Source organism: Sorangium sp. So ce302 (genome assembly GCF_051530145.1).
In the GTDB taxonomy this organism is placed as follows: domain Bacteria; phylum Myxococcota_A; class Polyangia; order Polyangiales; family Polyangiaceae; genus Sorangium; species Sorangium cellulosum_B.
Map to the genome: position 1 here is coordinate 8,492,191 of NZ_CP150326.1, position 15,648 is coordinate 8,507,838.

14 protein-coding genes are annotated in these 15,648 nt (G+C 72.8%); 9 read left to right on the top strand and 5 right to left on the bottom strand.

Features of this window, described 5'->3' with window-relative positions; translation table 11 throughout:
* Positions 1 to 340 precede the first annotated feature (340 nt).
* Complete coding sequence (locus tag WME73_RS32165) at positions 341 to 586, bottom strand: hypothetical protein (protein WP_437740172.1); 246 nt, start codon at positions 584 to 586, stop codon at positions 341 to 343.
* A 146-nt stretch (positions 587 to 732) separates the two neighbouring features.
* Between WME73_RS32165 and WME73_RS32170 the strand changes: the two genes are divergently transcribed.
* The gene (locus tag WME73_RS32170) at positions 733 to 1,128 is read left to right on the top strand and encodes a VOC family protein (protein ID WP_437740173.1); all 396 of its coding nucleotides are present in this window, start codon (positions 733 to 735) and stop codon (positions 1,126 to 1,128) included.
* 188 nt (positions 1,129 to 1,316) lie between these two features.
* Entirely contained in the window at positions 1,317 to 2,054 is a 738-nt protein-coding gene (locus WME73_RS32175) for a M15 family metallopeptidase (protein WP_437740174.1), read from the top strand.
* A 16-nt stretch (positions 2,055 to 2,070) separates the two neighbouring features.
* Here the strand turns inward: WME73_RS32175 and WME73_RS32180 are convergent, their stop codons facing one another.
* Both WME73_RS32180 and WME73_RS32185 read right to left on the bottom strand, forming a co-directional pair.
* Entirely contained in the window at positions 2,071 to 2,559 is a 489-nt protein-coding gene (locus tag WME73_RS32180; protein ID WP_437293682.1) for an acyl-CoA thioesterase, read from the bottom strand.
* A gap of 56 nt (positions 2,560 to 2,615) precedes the next feature.
* On the bottom strand, positions 2,616 to 5,486 hold the full coding sequence (locus WME73_RS32185; RefSeq protein WP_437912018.1) for an ATP-binding protein: 2,871 nt from the start codon (positions 5,484 to 5,486) through the stop codon (positions 2,616 to 2,618).
* Positions 5,487 to 5,528: 42 nt separating this feature from the next.
* Here WME73_RS32185 and WME73_RS32190 point away from each other — a divergent pair, with 42 nt between their 5' ends.
* Positions 5,529 to 6,704 (top strand): hypothetical protein, encoded by a 1,176-nt coding sequence (locus WME73_RS32190; RefSeq protein ID WP_437912019.1) that lies wholly within the window; start codon positions 5,529 to 5,531, stop codon positions 6,702 to 6,704.
* A gap of 16 nt (positions 6,705 to 6,720) precedes the next feature.
* Here the strand turns inward: WME73_RS32190 and WME73_RS32195 are convergent, their stop codons facing one another.
* Positions 6,721 to 7,347, bottom strand: a complete 627-nt coding sequence (locus WME73_RS32195) for a hypothetical protein (RefSeq protein ID WP_437740177.1) — start codon at positions 7,345 to 7,347, stop codon at positions 6,721 to 6,723.
* Between the two features lie 150 nt (positions 7,348 to 7,497).
* Positions 7,498 to 8,823, bottom strand: coding sequence for a penicillin-insensitive murein endopeptidase (locus WME73_RS32200; protein ID WP_437912020.1), 1,326 nt, complete (start codon positions 8,821 to 8,823; stop codon positions 7,498 to 7,500).
* 353 nt (positions 8,824 to 9,176) lie between these two features.
* Between WME73_RS32200 and WME73_RS32205 the strand changes: the two genes are divergently transcribed.
* The 6 genes from WME73_RS32205 (at position 9,177) to glmM (ending at position 15,639) form a co-directional block, all read left to right on the top strand.
* Positions 9,177 to 9,935, top strand: a complete 759-nt coding sequence (locus WME73_RS32205; protein WP_437740179.1) for a CoA transferase subunit A — start codon at positions 9,177 to 9,179, stop codon at positions 9,933 to 9,935.
* A 23-nt stretch (positions 9,936 to 9,958) separates the two neighbouring features.
* Positions 9,959 to 10,624, top strand: coding sequence for a CoA transferase subunit B (locus tag WME73_RS32210; protein WP_437765691.1), 666 nt, complete (start codon positions 9,959 to 9,961; stop codon positions 10,622 to 10,624).
* A 10-nt stretch (positions 10,625 to 10,634) separates the two neighbouring features.
* On the top strand, positions 10,635 to 11,492 hold the full coding sequence (gene accD / locus WME73_RS32215; protein ID WP_437740180.1) for an acetyl-CoA carboxylase, carboxyltransferase subunit beta: 858 nt from the start codon (positions 10,635 to 10,637) through the stop codon (positions 11,490 to 11,492).
* On the top strand, positions 11,489 to 12,811 hold the full coding sequence (locus tag WME73_RS32220; RefSeq protein ID WP_437912021.1) for a bifunctional folylpolyglutamate synthase/dihydrofolate synthase: 1,323 nt from the start codon (positions 11,489 to 11,491) through the stop codon (positions 12,809 to 12,811). The genes accD and WME73_RS32220 overlap by 4 nt, the downstream gene beginning before the upstream one ends.
* An 85-nt stretch (positions 12,812 to 12,896) precedes the next feature.
* Complete coding sequence (locus WME73_RS32225) at positions 12,897 to 13,949, top strand: SDR family NAD(P)-dependent oxidoreductase (protein ID WP_437912022.1); 1,053 nt, start codon at positions 12,897 to 12,899, stop codon at positions 13,947 to 13,949.
* A gap of 247 nt (positions 13,950 to 14,196) precedes the next feature.
* Positions 14,197 to 15,639, top strand: coding sequence for a phosphoglucosamine mutase (gene glmM, locus WME73_RS32230; RefSeq protein WP_437851062.1), 1,443 nt, complete (start codon positions 14,197 to 14,199; stop codon positions 15,637 to 15,639).
* The last annotated feature ends 9 nt before the right edge of the window (positions 15,640 to 15,648 follow it).

The window sequence follows — 15,648 nt, forward strand, 5'->3', positions numbered from 1 at the left end:
GACCGCTCACTGAACGAGTCACCGCGTGAACACGGGGTTCATGCCAGATTTCCCTTGCATGGATGAAACGCTGGTTCAGCGGTGCAACCGCGCGGAGACGACCGGGACGGTGTTCATCTCCGCTCAGGCCGGTCCACGCGTCTGCGGCGGCACACACCCGCCAGCGTCCCGAGCCGAAGGAACACCGCGTCAACGCGCCGTGAGGCCCGCGTCAATATGCCTCTCGGCTCGCCCCGATGTGCCTTGAGGTTCGCATCGATACGCCCCGAGACTCGCCTCGACGGGCCGTGAGGCTCGCCTTGACGCACCGGGAGTGCCGAGCTCGCGGCGAGCTCCGTTCTCACCACGGACGCTCCTCGGCCCAGAAGAACCGTCGAGCGGCGGCGAGCATCGCGTGCGCCTGCCCACGATGAATCGGGTGGGCGACGAGGTGGACCTGCGCGCTCCCCACGCGCTCGACCTGGACGTGGGACGCGTGCAGAAGCCGCACTTCGCCGCGCAGAAGCCGCACCTCGCCGCGCAGAAGCCGCACTTCGGCGTCGAGCGTGGGGAGCCTCTGGTTCGACCAGGCGTCGCGCTCTGCCATCGATCGAAACGTGGTGAGGGCGGTTCACGCGCGAGAGCTCCGCGCCTCGCTCGCGCCGTCCATCGAGCGAGGCTGCTGACCGGACGCTGTCAGCAGCGCCGCCCTAGGATGCCGGCGCGTGGGGCAGGACCCCCGAGGAGGACCTCATGAACACAGGACTGGGTGGCGTGATCGTCTATGTGCCCGACGCGGTGGAAGCCGCGGCGTTCTACGAGCGCGCGTTCGGCTTCGAGCGCAGCTTCGTCTCCAGCGACAACGAATACTGCGAGCTGAAGGGCAGGGTGCCGCTCGGGTTCGTGCAGGAGGACTTCGCCCAGAAGGGCCTCCCGGAGCTCGCGAAGAACAGGCCAGGAGAGCGCCCCGCCGGGTTCGAGATCATCGTCACCAGCGAGGACGTCGACGCGGCGTTCGCGCGCGCCGTGAAGGCCGGCGCAGCCCCCGTGTCGGAACCCCACGACAAGCCGTGGGGCCAGCGCGTCTCCTACGTGCGCGATCTGAACGGCGTCCTCGTGGAGATCTGCTCGCCCTGGACCTCTCCATGAGCTCACCGCAGCTCACCTCATGAGCTCGCCGCAGCTCACCCCATGAGCTGACACCGACCGTACGATCGCGAGCGATGCGGCGCGCCGTCCGCCGCGAGAATGCGCTCGTGCCCCTGACGGTGCTTCTCCTGACAGGCTTTTACGGCAAGTCCTTGCCGCGCCTGACGCGGCCTGCTTAACCTCCGGCCGTGAACGCGAACGGACGGACACGGGTGCACCTGCTCGTGGCAGCAGCGATCGCCCTGCTCGCGGCCGGCCCCTCGGGGCTCGGCGGCGGGCCCGTCGCGGAGGCCAAGGAGCCGGCCCGGGGAAAGAAGGCGAAGAGCTACGAGTGCCGCGTCCAGAGCCCGCAGAAGTTCCTGAAGCGGCGCACCTTCGTCCAGAAGGGGATGCTCAACCCGAAGAAGCACGCCAAAGCGGTCCGCTACCTGGCCGAGCACTACGGCCACGTCGAGACCGAGGAGACGCGGCGCCACAACTCCGAGAGCGCCCACTCCCAGGCGACGGCCGTGCAGTTCATGGGCCTCCCGCTCTCCGTCCACGAGAAGATCGCGCCCGCGCTCCACTGCGTCGAGAAGCGGATCCGCTCGACGTGCACCCGCAAGTCCCGCCGCTACACGCCGCGCGCGGTCGGCGGGTTCCGCACGGCGAACAGCTACCGCGGCGCCGAGATCTCGAACCACCTCTTCGGTATCGCCATCGACATCGATCCCGACCGGAACCCGTGCTGCGGCTGCGTCGACCCGTGGCCCACGAGCCCGCTGTGCCAGGAGAAGAAGCGCTCTGCCTACGAGCGCACGGCCCTGTCCCGCTGCTGGATCAAGGCGTTCGAGCGCTATGGCTTCGACTGGCTCGGCCACGACGACCTCGAGGACACGATGCACTTCGAGTTCCTCGGGGATCCCGACCGGATCAAGAAGAAGTAGCGCGCGGCGATCACGATCACGCGCCGCGGCCGCCCCCGCGCCGCGAGAGCCGCCGCGCGCGCCGCTCCGCCGCGGCCTCGGCGAGGCGGCGATCGTCGTCCGTCTCGAGGAGGATCGGCGGCACCGAGGTCGGCCTGAGCGACGCGTCGACGGCCACGAACGTCACGAAGGCCGTGACCATGGGCCAGATGGCGCCCGTCATCGCGTCCTCCCCCTCGACCGACACCAGGATCTCGAGCGACGTGCGGAAGGTCGCCGTCACCCGCGCGGCCAGACGGACGACCTGACCGACCTTGATCCCATGATCGAACGAGAGGTCGTCGATGCCCGCGGTGACGACCGCGCTGCCGGTGTGCCGCTGCGCGCAGATGGCAGCGCACAGGTCGATCCACGCGAGCACCTGCCCGCCGAAGATCGAGCCGAGCGCGTTCGCGTGCGTCGGCAGGACGTACTCGGTCATCGTCGTGACCGACTCGGAGACGCGCTTCTCGTGCGGGGCCTTCACCCGGCATGCGTATCACGGGCGCCCCCCCGCGCCAGAGCACGCCGGGTCGCCCGGCGTCAGCTGGAGGTCGAGGCCCTGCCCGGGTTCGGGAACGACGGCTCTTCGGGGGCCGGCGAGCGGCCAGGGCTCGCGCTGACCGACGACTTCGTGGGGACCGACTGGCCCGGCGGGCCCGTCGGGAGCGTGGGCTCGTCCTCCAGGCGCACCGACGTGACCTTCAGCCGCGCGAAGATCGCCTCGGCCTTCTCGTTCATCGCCACCGCCTCGCGCCGCGCCGCCATGTTCGCCACGAAGCTGCGATCGGTCGTCAGGAACCGCGCGTAGGCCTGGAACGTGCGCGCGAGCTCGAGCTCGTTCCCCGTCTCCTCGAAGATGCTCACCGAGCGCGCGAAATATGCGCGCGCGCTCTTCGTGTGCGCGCTGCCCCAGCCGCCCGCCGCCGTGATCTCGCCGAGCGTCCGTAGCGCGATGCCGAGGTGCACCTTGCTCCGGACCGAGGCGAACAGGTCCACCGCCCGGCTGATCGAGTCGCGCGCCTTCTCCAGATCGCCCCGGAGCATGTAGGCCTTCCCGAGGGCGCGCCGCGCCTCGGCCAGGCCGAGCCGGTCGCCGAGCTCGTCGCAGAGCTCCTCGGCCTGCTGCAGCACGCGCACCGCCTCGTCGGGATTGCCGCTCCGGTAGAGCGTCCCGCCGATGTTCGTCAGGATCAGCGCCGTCCGGTTGCGATCGCCGACCTGCCGCGCCACCTCCAGCGCCTCCTCGAAGAGCTCGAGGGCGTGGCGGTGATCGCGCTGGTCCTGCGCGATCATGCCGAGGTTGTTCAGGCTCATCACGACGCCGAGCAGGTCCGAGATCTCGCGCCGGATCGCGAGCGACCGCTCGAACGTGTTGAGCGCCTGCTTGAACTCGCCCGAGTCCTGCAGGGCGAGGCCGAGGTTGTTCAGCGACAGCGCGATCGAGCGGCGATCCCCCATCCGCTCGCGGCGGGCGAGCGCGTCGCGCAGCCATTTCAGCGCCTCCTGGTACTCGCCCCGGAGCCAGTGCAGCTTGCCGATGTCGTCGATCGTCGAGGCGATCCCCCGCTCGTCCCGCGCGCCCTCGAAGAGGCGGAGCGCGGTCGTGAGGTGCTTGCCGGCCTCGTCGAGCGAGCCGCTGTCGCGGTAGAGCCGCCCGATGCGGTTGTGCGCGGCCCCGCCCTTGCGCCGGTTGTCGAGCCGGTAGGCGAGCGTCAGCATCTCGCGGAACGCGGCGAGCGCGTCGTCGATGCGCCCGGCGAGCTGGAGGACGTCGCCGTAGTCGTGGAGCGCGTCGATGCGCCGCGCGACGTGCGCGTCGCCGAGCAGCGAGAGCCCGCGCGCGTAGTACTCCGCCGCCTTCGCGTTCGAGTAGCGCCCGCGCGCCACGTCCCCGGCGTCGAGCAGCGAGAGCCCCGCCCGCACCGCGTCGCCGATGCGCTCGCGGTGCGTCGCGAGCTCGGCGAGGAGCTCCTCGCTCGCGCGCACCGCCACCTGCTGCTCCAGCCACTCGGCGATCGCGTGGTGGTACCGCCGCTGGGCCGCGGCGCTCATCCGCTTCTGGAGCGCCTCGCGCTCCTTGGCGTGCACGAACACGTACTCGTCCGAGCCCGCGAAGCTCGACTCGCTCTGCTTGCGCAGGTAGCCGCGGTCGCACAGCGAGCGCAGCGCGGCGTTGATCCGGTCGAGATCCTTGTCGCTCTGCTCCTCCCCCCACAGGTCGGGGGCCTGGCTGCCGGCCCTGCCGAGGACGAACAGCGCGCCGCTCCAGAACACCGGGCCGATCGTCGCGGCCTGCTCGAGCAGCTGCCGGCCGTCGTGATCGAGCGCGGCGAGGCGGACGTTCACGGCGTCCTCGACCGTCATCGGCAGGCGCGCCGTCGACAGCTTCCCGAGGTGCACGCGCCAGCGCGGCCCGCCCGCGGAGTCGGGCGAGAGCTCCTCGATCACGCCCTGCTCGTGGCAGATGCGGACCATCTGCTCGAGCAGCGCCGGGTTGCCGTTCGCGAAGGAGCAGGCCGCCTCGACGAGCTCCGCCGGCACGCCCGGCTGGGACTGCGACTCGGGGCGCTTAACGTCCACGCCGTCGACGCCGTCGGCGACGTCGACGACGTCGATGATGACGACATCGTCGCTCCCGCGCGGCGCGCAGGGCGCGAGCAGCGCCCTCGCCATCTCGGCCGCGGCGGCCTCGCCGAGCGGCGTGAGCTCCAGGAGCACGTGGCGCCGGTCGCCGACCTTGCCCCAGTCGTCCTGGCGGGTGAGCAGCTCCGGGCGGGCGGCGCAGACGATCAGGACCGGGCCCGTGAGGTACTCGATGAGGTAGCGCAGGAGCGCGAGGGAGTCGTCGTGGGCTGCGTGGAGGTCCTCGAAGATGAGGCACAGGGGGCCGTGGACGGCGTCCGCCTCGAGGAACGCCTTCAGGACGGCGCGGCGGATGAGGTCGGCCTGCGCAGGATCGTCCTGCACCGCGCGGGTGAGCGGGCTGTCGCCGAACGCGAGCCCGATGAACTGGCCGAGGAAGTAGATGACGTCGCCGACCTTGCGGTCGCCCATCACGTGCGCGACCTGCGAGCGGACCTCGGCGCGGGCCGCGTCCTTGTCCATGCCGTCGGAGAGGCCGAAGCGGGCGCGCAGGAGCCGCGTGAAGACGCCGTACGCGGACGCCATGTCGCCGGTGCTGCCCGAGGTGACGCGCAGCGCGGCGGAGCCCTGGCGCCGCCGCTCGAGGAACTCGCGCACGAGCCTGCTCTTGCCGATGCCCGGCGGGCCGACGAGCGTCACGGTCCGCGTGGAGCGCTCCCGCTCCACCGCGTCGAGCGCGCGGGCCAGCGCCGACAGCTCCGCCTCGCGCCCGATCAGCGGCGCGAGCGCGGGCGGCGCCGCGCCAATTGCACTGTCCTCTCGGCTCATCTCCTGGCCTCCACGTCCCCGGGTGCCGCAGCGCCGGACACGATGTCCGGAGCCTATACCAGGTTCGGCTTCGGTGGCGTGTGCGGTAAGCTGCCGGGCGTGGACGGCGAGGGCACGGGGACGTCGGGGAGCACGGCGCGCAGCGCCGCGGAGATCCGCGGGCGTATCACGGCTTGCTTCAGCATGGCCGAGCTGCGCCGCTTCGCGGAGGAGCTCGGCGTGCCGGACATCCCGTGGGAGCGGGGGATCCAGGGAGCGGCGTACGAGCTCGTCCGCCGCTTCGAGCAGCGGCGCGAGCTCGGGCCGCTCGTCGAGCGCCTCCGCGCGGCGAGGCCGCTCGTGGAGTGGCCCGACACGCCGACGGTGCCGTCCGCCGCGTCGAGCGAACCGGCGCACACCGACATCCCCAGGCCGGCGCCGCTGCCGAACCTCTCGCCGATGGTGGCCCCATCACCTCCCCTGGAGGTCGCGACGCTGGCGCCGCCGGCGAGCTCGCCTACCCCGCGGACACCGAACGTCACCGGGCCGCAGCCCGCGAATGCGCGGCCGCCCGGCGCCGCGGGGCCGGCGCAGCTCCCGGCCGGCTCCCCGCGCGCCGGCGCGCCGGCGCGCCGGCCGCGCCGCATCGACTCGCGGCTCGCGCTCGCCGCCCTGGGGCTCGTGGCGGTAAGCCTCATCGTTGCCTTCCTCATCGGCAGGGCGTCGAGCGCGCCGGGCGACGACGCGGCGCGCGGGAGCGCCGCGTCCGCGAGCGCCACGCAGAAGGGCGCCCCACCGCCAGCGGCGCGGCCGGACGGGGTCGCGTCACGCGCTGCCGCCGCGATCGACCGCAGGCTCGAGAGCCTGGCGCGGGCGTGCGAGATCCCGCCTGGCTCGGCGGAGGACGTGATGCGCCGCGCCTTCGAGCGCTGCGGGCCGCCGCCCGCCTCGGCGGGGCACCGGACGACGCCGGCGCAGCGGAGCGATCCGCCTGCCACACAGGCGCCGGGCGCGCTGCCGGCGTCTCCAGGGGCGGGGCCGCGTGCGGCGGCCGCGACCGGCCTTGCGCCCGCCGGCGGCAATGCCGGGTGCGTCGGGGCGTGCGAGCGGCGACACCAGGCGTGCAGGGCGACGCAGTGCGGCAAAGAGCCCACGCAGAGCACGCAGTACCAGCGTTACCAGGGCTGTCTGTCGGATTGTCTGGAGCAGGCGTCCAAGTGCCGCCTCGGCTGCCTCTGAGCCTCAGGGCGACGCGTCAGGGCGACGGTCGGCTGCGGCGCATCACGTTGACCGTGACGGTCGGCTCGTGCTCGGGGCAGCCGGTGCGACCGGCCTGGCTCGGGTCGAAGTCGATGCGAAAGCAGGTCTTGCAGACGCAGAGATAGGCGTCGTGGAACGCGCGGAAGTTGAGGATGTCCGCGGCGAAGAGGCTGAGGACGATGTCGCTGAGCAGGTCTTCCTCGCGCGGGCACGGCTCCCACGGCCCGAGGCCTCCGGCGCGGCGCACGCGCCCGCTGTCGATGGCCGCTGCGAGGAAGCGATCGTCCGCGGTGGGCGGCATGAAGGCGCGAAGCGAGGCGAGCACCCGGAGCCGCGCCGCGTCGACGAGCTGCTCGATCTCGGACGCATCCGGGGCCGTCGGGGCCTGATGGCCGAGCGCCACCTGCTTGGAGAAGCCCTCGGTCACGTAGCCCGGTCGCTGCATCCTCCCGGCGGCCACGAGGTGCTTCTCGAACCAGATCCCGAGCGCCGCCGCGCTCCGGGGAGGCCTGCCGACGAACGTGAGCGCCGCGAGCAGCGCGCGGCGCTCGTGATCGCTGGCGACGAGCGATACCGCGGACGGCAGCGTGGGAATCGAGGTGTGGGAGTCCTCTTGCGGCATGAACACCCCTTTGCTCTGCCCCAGTCTGCCCGAGGTCTTCTCTCGGGGTCCAGGCGTGATGGCGCCCCGGTCGGAGATTGCGGAACTTCCTGCAATGCGTCGCGTTACCGGCTCTTTGCCGCTTTTGTAGTGAACGGCGCGCAACGGATCTCAGTCCGTGATCTTGAGCACGCCGCTGTCGTCGAGCGCGCCGCTCGCGTCGGCGCCGTCCGAATCTGCCTCGATCTCCGCCTCGGACGAAGCGGGACGCAGGAACGACAGATCGAGGCCGCCCATGGGCTGCTGCGCCGCCGCGCGCGTGGCAGCGAGCGGCAGCGCCTCGGCGTCAGCAGCGGCGTGCGGGGCGGCGCGGCGCGCTTCCCGTTCAGGTCGCTTGTCGTCGCGGCGCGAGGGCTGCGCTGGGTCGCGCCGGCCGGCGCCGGGCTCGCGGGGCCGCTCCGGCGCTGGCGCCGCGGCGGCCTTCGGCGGGCGCGCGGCCTCCGCGCGCGCGGACGGCGGCGGTGTCCGGAGCGCCCTGTCCGTCTTCCTCGCCATGCGCGCGCGGGCGCGGGAGGGGGCGTTCTTCGCGAGCTCGATGCAGCTGCCGCGCATGGCCGCCGGGCAGGAGATGCGCACGTGCATGTGGTCGTCGTGCGCCTCGGCGCCCGTGGGCTGCATCATCGCGAGCTGCGCGCGGACGAGCAGCGCGCGGGAGACGCCGATCCGCTTGGCGTGCGCGATCAGCGCGGACCGGAGCGGATCGGCGATGAAGATGTGGCTCACGCGGGCGCGAGGATCGGTGAGCAGGTGCTGGACGAGCAGCCAGTTGCGCGGCAGGTCGAAGCGCGCCCCGGGCACGTTGGTCGAGGCGAGCCGGGCGTCGAACCGGAGGAAGATCGGCGCGTGGACCTGCTTGCCGCGCGCGTCGAGCGCGTAGAAGCCGAGGTCGACGTCGCGGCCGCTCTCGTGGGAGTTGTGGCGGTGGACCTCGCCGCCGCGCTGGCGCGACAGGTCGCCGACGTCGAGCACGGCGCCCGGGAAGCGCTTGGCCACGCCGCGCGCCGCGCGCTCGATCATGCCCACGAGCGCCGGTAGCCCCCAGCGGACGTCGGCGCCGGCGTAGGCGGGCACGACGCGCACGTCCTTGCGCGAGGTGTCGAGCCGCACGCCGCCATCGAGGCGCCCTTCGTTGGGATGGCCGACCGACGAGGCGGGCGCCTGGGGCGCGGCCTTCTCTCTGGCCGGCTCGGACGATCGCGGGCCCGCGTCGCCGGCGCGGGGGCGGTGGCCCTTGCTGTCGTCCTTCGCGAGCCGCGCGCGCGGCGCGCGCTTCGTCGTCCCGCGCGCCCTGGCGGCAGCGGCGGCGTCCCGCGGCTTTGCTTCCGCGGTGGAGCGCGCGTGCGAGCGCGCCGGCGCATCCGGCGCCGCGGCGGCCGCCCGGGAGCCGGACAGGGAGAGCGCCAGGATCGTGAACAGCACGGAGAGCGGTCGAGGCACACCGGTGCGTTACGGGGTTTCCGCGGGCCGGGCCAAGAAGCCGGCGCCGCCTGGCCGCGCCCTCCGAGGGCCGCTCCCGAGACCTGCGCCGAGAGCGTGCGCCGAATTTGCGCTGGCAGGTGCGGTGAACGAGCGCAGGCGGACGCGACGAGCGCCTCATGCACCCCGGACACACGCGAGGTTCCCGTCGCCCGCCGGAAGCGCGGCCGAGAAGCGCGGATCACCTCGCGGCGCCGCGCCGCGGCCGGCGCCGCCCGGCCCCTGTGCCGCGCTGCGGCGCCGGCGCCACGGCATGTCGCAGCGGCAGCGGAGGCTTTTGCCTCGCGGCCAGTTGGGCTACCTCTCGGTCGGCCATGGACAAGGTCTACAAGAGCGCGCTGGATGCCGTGAGGGACATCCCGGGCGGCGCCACGATCCTCTCGGGCGGCTTCGGCCTCTGCGGCATCCCGGAGAACTGCATCGCGGCGCTCCGGGAGCTCGGCACGAAGGATCTCGTGGTCGTGTCCAACAACTGCGGAGTCGACGCCTTCGGCCTCGGGATCCTCCTTCAGAACCGGCAGATCCGGAAGATGATCTCGTCGTACGTCGGCGAGAACAAGGAGTTCGAGCGCCAGTACCTGAGCGGCGAGCTCGAGGTCGAGCTCACGCCGCAGGGCACGCTGGCCGAGCGCATCCGCGCCGGAGGCGCCGGGATCCCTGCGTTCTACACCCCGACCGGGGCGGGCACGGCCATCAGCGAGGGCGGGCTGCCCGTGCTCTATGGCCCGGACGGCGCGGTGAAGAGGTACTCCGAGAAGAAGGAGGTGCGCCAGTTCGACGGCCGCGACTACGTGCTCGAGCCCGCCATCCGCGGCGACTACGCGCTCGTGAAGGCCTGGAAGGGCGACCGGTTCGGCAACCTCGTCTACCGCCACACCGCCATGAACTTCAACCCGATGATGGCGATGGCCGCGAAGGTGACGATCGCCGAGGTGGAGGAGCTCGTCGACGTCGGCTCGCTCGACCCGGACCACATCCACACGCCCGGGATCTTCGTGCACCGGATCTTCCAGGGCGAGCGCTTCGAGAAGCGGATCGAGCGGCGGACGGTGCGCAAGGCGTCGGCCGCCTAGGCGGCGCGGGGACAGGGGACACGATGGGACTTACGCGGGAACAGATCGCGCAGCGCGCCGCGCTGGAGCTCAAGGACGGCTACTACGTCAACCTCGGCATCGGGATGCCGACGCTCGTCGCCAACTACATCCCCGCGGGGATCGAGGTGGTGCTCCAGAGCGAGAACGGGCTGCTCGGCATCGGCCCCTACCCGATCGAGGGCGCGGAGGACCCGGATCTCATCAACGCCGGCAAGGAGACCGTGACGATGCTCGCCGGCTCCGCGATCTTCTCGAGCGCCGAGTCGTTCGCGCAGATCCGGGGCGGCCACATCGATCTCGCGATCCTCGGGGCCATGGAGGTCTCCGAGAAGGGCGATCTCGCCAACTGGATGATCCCCGGCAAGATGGTGAAGGGGATGGGCGGGGCGATGGATCTCGTGGTGAGCGCGAAGCGCGTCGTCGTGATCATGGATCACGCGGCGAAGAACGGCGCGCCGAAGATCCTGAGCGAGTGCGCGCTGCCCCTCACCGGGCGGGGCGTCGTCCACCGGATCATCACCGATCTCGCCGTGCTCGATGTGACGCCCGAGGGGCTCGTGCTGCGCGAGCTCGCGCCCGGCGTGAGCGCCCGAGAGGTGCAGGAGAAGACACAACCAACGCTCCGGGTCCCCTCCGACGTGAACGAGATGGACCTGCGGAGCGCCTGAGGGCTCGCCGATGACCTGGCCTGAAAAGACCCTGCCGACGACCGACGCGAGCGAGAAGCGCTCGCTGGGAGCGGGCGTGTTCCGTCGCTGCGACGGCTGCTCGCACACGCACGACGCCGCCGAGCTCGCGCGCACCTTCGAGGTGTGCTCGCAGTGCGGCCACCACCACAAGCTCGACGCCGACGGGTGGCGGAGGCTCCTGCTCGACGACGGCGAGCTCGCCGCGTGGGACGAGCACCTCGTCCCGAACGACCCGCTCCGGTTCAGCGACGGCAAGAGCTACCGGGACCGCGTCGCGGCGCTCCACAAGAAGGGCCGCGCGAAGGAGGCGATCGAGATCGGCCGCGGCAGGCTGGGCGGCCGCGACATCGCTTACGGCGCGTTCGTCTTCGCCTTCATGGGCGGGAGCATGGGCTCGGTCGTCGGCGAGAAGATCACCCGCCTGTTCGAGCGCGCGACGCGCGAGGAGCTCCCCGTGGTGCTCCTCCAGGCGTCGGGCGGCGCGCGGATGCAGGAGGGCATCCTCTCGCTGATGCAGATGGCGAAGAGCGTGTCCGCGCTCGAGCGGTACCGCAAGGCGCGGCTGCCGTTCCTGTCGGTGCTGCTTCACCCGACGACGGGCGGCGTCGCGGCGAGCTTCGCCTTCCTGGGCGACGCGAACATCGCCGAGCCCAAGGCGCTCATCGGCTTCGCCGGCCCGCGGGTCATCGAGAACACGATCCGGCAGACGCTGCCGGCGGGCTTCCAGCGGTCCGAGTTCCTGCTCGACCACGGGATGGTCGACGCCATCGTCCCGCGCCCCGAGATGAAGGCGTACATCGGGACGCTGCTCCAGCACCTCACGGCCAGCCGCCGGGCGCGGCGATGACCTCGGCGGCGCCGCGGCTGCCCGCGCTGCTCGAGGCGCTCGGGCAGCGGGCGCCGCGGGGGATGGAGCTCGGGCTCGACCGGGTCCGCGAGGCGCTCTCCGCGCTCGGCGATCCCCACGAAGGCCTCCCGGCGGTGCACGTCGCCGGCACGAACGGCAAGGGCAGCGTGTGCGCGATGGTCGAGTCGATCGCGCGCGAGGCCGGGCTCCGGACCGGCCTGTACACGTCGCCGCACCTGTCTCGCTTCGCCGAGCGCATCCGCGTCGGGGGAGAGATGATCGGCGACGCGGCGCTCGAGCGCGCGCTCGCCGCCGCGCTCGAGCGTGTCCCCTCGCCGCTCACGTTCTTCGAGGCGCTGACGGTCGCCGCGTTCGTGGCCTTCCGCGAGGCGGACGTCGACCTCGCGATCCTCGAGGTGGGCCTCGGCGGGCGGCTCGACGCCACGAACGTGATCTCGGCGCCGCTCTGCACGGCGATCACGTCGATCGCGCTCGACCACCAGGCCGTGCTCGGCCCGACGCTGACGGACATCGCCCGGGAGAAGGCGGGCATCCTCAAGGCGGGCGCGCCCGCGGTGCTCGGCCCCCTCGATCCGGAGGCCGACGCCGCGATCGAGGCGGCAGCGCAGGCGATCGGCGCCGGGCCTCGCCTCCGCGTCGCGCCGGCGGAGCGCGGCGGGAGCGCGGGCGAGATCGCGGTGGGGCGCGGCGGACGCGGGGCGGGCGCGGCGCGCGTCGCCGGGCCGGGGCGCCGCGAGATCGAGGTGGAGCTCGGCCTCCGCGGCGCGCACCAGGCCGAGAACGCGGGCGTGGCGTGCGGCATCGCGTGGCAGCTCGCCGGGCGGTGGCCCGAGGTCGAGCGGGCGCTCGCGGGTGGGCTCGCCGCGGCCCGCTGGCCCGGTCGCCTGGAGCGGATCGACGCGGGCGGCGCCCATGTCCTGCTCGACTGTGCGCACAACCCGCACGGCGCGCAGGCGCTGGCGGCGTGGCTCGACGACGAGGGTCCGGGGGCGGCGCTCACCACGCTCGTGTTCGGGGCGATGGCCGACAAGGGGTGGGGCGAAATGCTACAGGTGCTCGCGCCACGAGCGCACCGTCGGCTCTATGTGACGCCGAAGGGCCGCGCGGCCGCGCCGCTCGATGCGCTGCGCGGGGTCGCGCCGGGCGAGGCGATCGGCGATCCGCGCGCCGCGGTGGCGCGCGCTATCGAGGCCACCGCGCCGGGCGGGCTCGTGGTCGTGGCCGGCTCGATCTACCTGGTCGGCGAGGTGCGCTCGGCGCTGCTCGGCATCGTGGCGGATCCGGTCGTCACGCTCTGAAGCGGGCGCGAGCGGCGCGCTGTGCAGGCGCGTCGCTGCCCGCCCGCGCGCGGCGGGTGGCACGGGCGATGCCGTCCTCCGCGGCATGGCGTTCAGAAAGCGGCGTTCTCCGGTGCTCTTCTCTGCGGCGGCCCTCGTGGCGGCCGCGCTCGCGCGGGCGGCGTTCCGCGCCCTGCGGCAGCTCGATCTGCGCGGCCGGGTCGTGGTCATCACGGGCGGCTCTCGCGGCCTGGGGCTGCTGCTGGCCGAGGAGTTCGGCCGGCACGGCGCCCGGGTGGCGATCGCCGGCCGCGACGCGGAGGCGCTCTACCGGGCGGAGCAGCGGCTGCAGGCGCTCGGCGTCGAGGTGCACGCGGCGGCGTGCGATCTCGGCGACCGCGCCGCGGCCGAGGCGTTCATCGACGGCGTGGCGAGGGCGTTCGGCCGGATCGACGTGCTCGTCAACAACGCCGGCGTGATCCACGTCGCGCCGATGCAGGACCTCCGGGTGGAGGAGCTCGACGAGGCGATGCGCTCGAACTTCTGGAGCGCGGTCCACGCGACGCTGCGCGCGCTGCCGCACCTGAGGCGGCATGGGCGGGCGGCGCGCATCGTGAACGTGGTGTCCATCGGCGGGCGCGTCGCCGTGCCGCACCTGCTCGGGTACAACGCGTCGAAGTTCGCGATGATGGGCTTCTCGGAGAGCGTGCAGGCGGAGCTCACGCACGGCGGCGCGAGGGGTCCGCGCGTCACGACGGTGATCCCGGGGCCGATGCGCACGGGGTCGATCTACAACGCCGCGTTCGGCGGCAGCCCGCAGCACGAGTTCGGCTGGTTCGGCCTGGCCTCGTCGCTCCCGATCGCGACGATCGACGCGCGGCGCGCGGCGCGGCGGGTGGTGGCGGCGGCGCGCGAGGGGCGCGCGGAGGTGAAGCTCGGGCTGTCGTCGTACCTGCTGAGCTGGGCGCACGGCATCGCGCCCCAGGCGACGGTGAGGCTGATGGGCCTCATCAACGCGCTCCTGCCAGCGCCCGGCGGCGGCGAGGGCACGACGAAGGGCCGGGACCTGCGCACGCCGGCGCAGGGGTCCGTCTTGCTGCGCCTGAGCAACGAGGCAGCTCGGCGCAACAACGAGGCGCCGCCGGAAGCGGCGCGATAGCGACCGCGCTGCAAAAGCAGCGCAGTAGTGACCGCGCTGCAAAAGCGGCCCCGTAGCGACCTCGCTGTAAACACGGCGCGTCGCTACCGAGCTGCAAAACGGCGCAGACGCGGCACGATAGCGGCCACGCCACAAAGCCGCGCGATGTAGGCCGCGCCAATGTCGCCGCGGCGGCGATTGGCCGTAGGCCGTCTTGGCAAAGGTTGCTAAGGGTGGTCTCCTCAGCCCCACACCACAGAGAGGAACCGTGCCGAAGCACACCAAGAAGGATCCTAGGGAGGGCGCTCCGTCGGCGACGGGCGAACCGCAGAAGCAGGCCGCAGGCCGCAAGCTCTTCGGCACCGACGGGGTGCGCGGCGTGGCGAACCAGCCGCCGATGACCCCCGAGATGGCGCTGCGGCTCGGGCGCGCGATCGCGTTCGTCGCGAGCCACGGGAAGTCGCGGCAGGTGCGGGTGGTGATCGGGAAGGACACGCGCCTGTCCGGCTACATGCTCGAGACCGCGATCGCGTCCGGCGTGTGCGCCATGGGCGGGCGCGTGATGCTGAGCGGGCCGATCCCCACGCCGGCGGTCGCGCAGCTCACGCAGAGCATGCGGGCCGACGCCGGGGTCGTGATCAGCGCGAGCCATAACCCCTATCAGGACAACGGCATCAAGATCTTCGGGCCCGACGGCTACAAGCTGCCCGACACCGCGGAGGAGGAGATCGAGCGGCTGATGGAGAGCCACGAGCTCGACGAGGCGCGGGTGGTCGGGGCGGCGATCGGCAGCGCGGTGAAGCTCGACGACGCGCGCGGCAGGTACGTCGTGTTCTGCAAGAACACGTTCCCCACGGCGCTCTCGCTGGACGGTGTGAAGATCGTCGTCGACGCGGCGCACGGGGCGGCGTACCGCGTGGCCCCCTCGGTGTTCACCGAGCTCGGCGCGAACGTGACGGCGCTCGGCGTGAAGCCGAACGGCCGCAACATCAACCGCGAGACCGGCGCCCTGCACCCGGAGCACGTGAAGGCCGAGGTGCTCAAGCGCGGCGCGGCCATCGGCATCGCGCTCGACGGCGACGCGGACCGGGTGATCATGGTCGACGAGCGCGGCGAGGTCGTGGACGGCGACGCGATCATGGCGCTCTGCGCGCTCCGGATGCTGCGCACCGGCAAGCTGCCGCGGAACACGATCGTGACGACGGTGATGTCGAACCTCGGGCTCGAGCGGGCGCTCAAGGCCCATAGCGGGCACGTCGTCCGCACGGCGGTCGGGGATCGCTACGTCGTCGAGGCGATGCGGAACGGCGGCTACTCGTTCGGCGGCGAGCAGTCGGGGCACCTCATCTTCCTGGACCACGCGACGACGGGCGACGGCATCGTGGCGGCGCTGCAGGTGCTCGCCATCATGATGGAGGAGGACAAGCCGCTGAGCGAGCTCGCCTCGAAGGCGATGCAGCGGGTGCCGCAGGTCCTGGAGAACGCGACGTTCGCGACGCGGCTGCCGCTCGACAGCATGCAGCGGACGCGGGTCACCGTGGATCGCATCGAGAAGACGCTGGGCGACAAGGGGCGCATCCTCGTGCGCTGGAGCGGGACGGAGCCGAAGCTCCGCGTCATGGTCGAGGGCGAGGACGCGTCGACCATCGGCGCGTACGCGCTCGAGATCATCGAAGCGGCCAAGCAGGACGTCGCTGGGGCATCGGCGTAGCCACGGCTG

What these genes read in the sequence shown, in the direction of transcription:
- WME73_RS32195 (WP_437740177.1), bottom strand. Translation starts at nt 7,347, where the DNA reads ATGCCGCAAGAGGACTCCCACACCTCGATTCCCACGCTGCCGTCCGCG.
- WME73_RS32190 (WP_437912019.1), top strand. Translation starts at nt 5,529, where the DNA reads ATGTCCGGAGCCTATACCAGGTTCGGCTTCGGTGGCGTGTGCGGTAAG.
- WME73_RS32225 (WP_437912022.1), top strand. Translation starts at nt 12,897, where the DNA reads ATGGCGTTCAGAAAGCGGCGTTCTCCGGTGCTCTTCTCTGCGGCGGCC.
- WME73_RS32185 (WP_437912018.1), bottom strand. Translation starts at nt 5,486, where the DNA reads ATGAGCCGAGAGGACAGTGCAATTGGCGCGGCGCCGCCCGCGCTCGCG.
- WME73_RS32220 (WP_437912021.1), top strand. Translation starts at nt 11,489, where the DNA reads ATGACCTCGGCGGCGCCGCGGCTGCCCGCGCTGCTCGAGGCGCTCGGG.
- WME73_RS32165 (WP_437740172.1), bottom strand. Translation starts at nt 586, where the DNA reads ATGGCAGAGCGCGACGCCTGGTCGAACCAGAGGCTCCCCACGCTCGAC.
- WME73_RS32210 (WP_437765691.1), top strand. Translation starts at nt 9,959, where the DNA reads ATGGGACTTACGCGGGAACAGATCGCGCAGCGCGCCGCGCTGGAGCTC.
- WME73_RS32170 (WP_437740173.1), top strand. Translation starts at nt 733, where the DNA reads ATGAACACAGGACTGGGTGGCGTGATCGTCTATGTGCCCGACGCGGTG.
- accD (WP_437740180.1), top strand. Translation starts at nt 10,635, where the DNA reads ATGACCTGGCCTGAAAAGACCCTGCCGACGACCGACGCGAGCGAGAAG.
- WME73_RS32205 (WP_437740179.1), top strand. Translation starts at nt 9,177, where the DNA reads ATGGACAAGGTCTACAAGAGCGCGCTGGATGCCGTGAGGGACATCCCG.